Genomic DNA, 1,990 nt, shown 5'->3' with positions numbered 1-1,990 from the left:
GCCGCAGCGGCCTGCTCCGGCGACAGCTGCCGCCCCGATTCACGATCTTGCTTGCGAGGGGTCATATCACCCGATGTCATCACTCACAGTGCCCATCCCGCCGGACCCCGAGGGCCCGGCGTGTCGGGCCGGAAACACCGATCTTGAAACAGTCCCATCAAACTCGCCGGAAGTCGACTCGGGAGTGCGCGGCTGGAGGCTGTTCGGCGTGCCGCGCATTCACTCGCTGTTGGGTGGCGGATCTCCGCTGTACTTCGAGCCGTTTGACGTCGACAGATGGTTGCAAATCACTGTAATGGGGATGTAGGTTGCGATGGTCRCCGTCGTTGGGGTGGACCTGCGTCAGCCAGGAATCCGCGCTAGCATAGCTGCCACGTGATTATGCAGGAAGACGGCGGAAGGGTGAGAATTATGGCCCGTTTGTCCGAGCAGCTGGCCTACCTCTCGAGGCGTGCCAAGGCAGCCGAGGGTGCTGCGGATGCCGCCGAGGCCGAGACCCGCGAGGAGCTGGCGGCCAAAGTCGAGCAGGCTCGCGCCAACGCCGAGCAGCACGCGAGCGAGCTTCGTGAGAAGGCCTCGGACGTGACCCAGGAGGCTTCCAGTCGGTGGCGCGAGATCCAGGACCGCTGGAAGGACCACGTGAGCAAGGTGCGTGCTGAGGTCCAACAGAAGCAGGCCGAGCGCGACGCCCAGCGTGCCGAGCGGCGCGCGGAGTACGCGGAGGACGACGCCGTCTGCGCGATCTCTTTCGCTATCGCCGCTGTGGAAGAAGCCGAGTACGCCGTCCTGGACGCCACCTTGGCTCGCGCCGACGCTGCGGCCGTCAGCACCTGATCCTCATCTCATTGYCCCGGATTCGGTTGGTGACGCCCTGCTCGCGCTTTTGCGCGCGGGCGTGGCTCGGCCTGTAAGACCTGGCAGACATCCCGCCGTCAACGCAGGGGTGCTGTTCGCCGACGCCCGCCGCATCGCCGGGTTCATCGGCTTCTGGTCGGCGTCCCGCCTGCCGCCCGCGGCGGGCTGACCATCGACTACCGCCGCCCCCACCGCATATCCCTCCCGCCGCGGCAGGAAGGCGACCCTCGCCATGACCATCCCACGCCACCGTCGCGGACCGCGGCCGGTGGGAAGCCCGGGCACCTCCAGATGCTCATCGTGTCCGCGCTGCGGAACGTCGGCGTCACAGTCCGCCTGACGAGGTAGCGGCCGAGTCACCGAGGTCCCGTTGTGCCTGCCGGCGCCGACTACGACTTAAGCCCAATCGCCCCCGACCACGGCCCGGGCCGGTAGCGGATCCGGGTAAGAGACCGTCGAGGAACCGGGCGACGGCACCCTGCACGTGTTCGCGCTGCCGACCGACGCTGACACGCTGCTCGACATCGTCACCGGGCTGTTCACCGACCACTCGCGGCGGGGCGCGGTCTCCCAGGCGGCGCCCTGCACGATGGCCCCCGGTTCGGACAATGCCGGAAACCGCCTGCGCAATCCCAAAAGGTACTTCTCATGAACCCGCAGGTCACAGTGGGTGAAGGGACAGCGGTCCACCGACCCGTCCGCCTACCAGGTGGACCATGTGTACCAGCATCCGAACCGATTGATCTTGGTTGCTGGCCCTGAAATCACTGTCCGACCGGTCGCGACCCGGGCCCTGGCCAGGGACGATGTCCAGTGACCGCGCCGACTCGGACATCATCTGTCGAATCGAACGGGTGTTCCGAATCTCGGGTGGTTCCGGACACCTCGACCCGTCTCGTGACCGTGATCGTCGGCGTGGTGGTCGCGTTGACGTTCCTCTTCGGCTTCGGGAATGTGCTCGCGCTCGGGCTGCGTCTCGGCGTTCCGATGTGGGTGGCGCCACTGGTGGCGCCCGCAGTTGATCTATCGGTCGTCGGACTGCTTATCCGGACTAAGATTTGCCACGTTCCGCCCGTTTCGTTCCCTCCCATTTCTGCCTTCCGGTGCTCTCACTCCCGGTGGGGTGTGGAGATTG

At 66.5% G+C, this 1,990-nt stretch carries 2 protein-coding genes and 1 pseudogene; all 3 read left to right on the top strand.

Annotated features, from left to right (window positions below):
• Positions 1-411: 411 nt before the first annotated feature.
• The gene (locus BL254_RS24690; RefSeq protein WP_047225338.1) at positions 412-834 is read left to right on the top strand and encodes a hypothetical protein; all 423 of its coding nucleotides are present in this window, start codon (positions 412-414) and stop codon (positions 832-834) included.
• 505 nt (positions 835-1,339) lie between these two features.
• Positions 1,340-1,507 (top strand): hypothetical protein, encoded by a 168-nt coding sequence (locus BL254_RS27545; protein ID WP_157180676.1) that lies wholly within the window; start codon positions 1,340-1,342, stop codon positions 1,505-1,507.
• 161 nt (positions 1,508-1,668) lie between these two features.
• A pseudogene (locus BL254_RS28025) lies at positions 1,669-1,990 on the top strand (hypothetical protein); the annotation flags it as partial.

Origin of the sequence: Protofrankia sp. BMG5.30 (assembly GCF_001983005.1) — a bacterium.
GTDB lineage: Bacteria > Actinomycetota > Actinomycetes > Frankiales > Frankiaceae > Protofrankia > Protofrankia coriariae.
The sequence above is the reverse complement of the archived record's forward strand: the minus strand, read 5'-3'. Positions and strand labels throughout refer to the sequence as shown.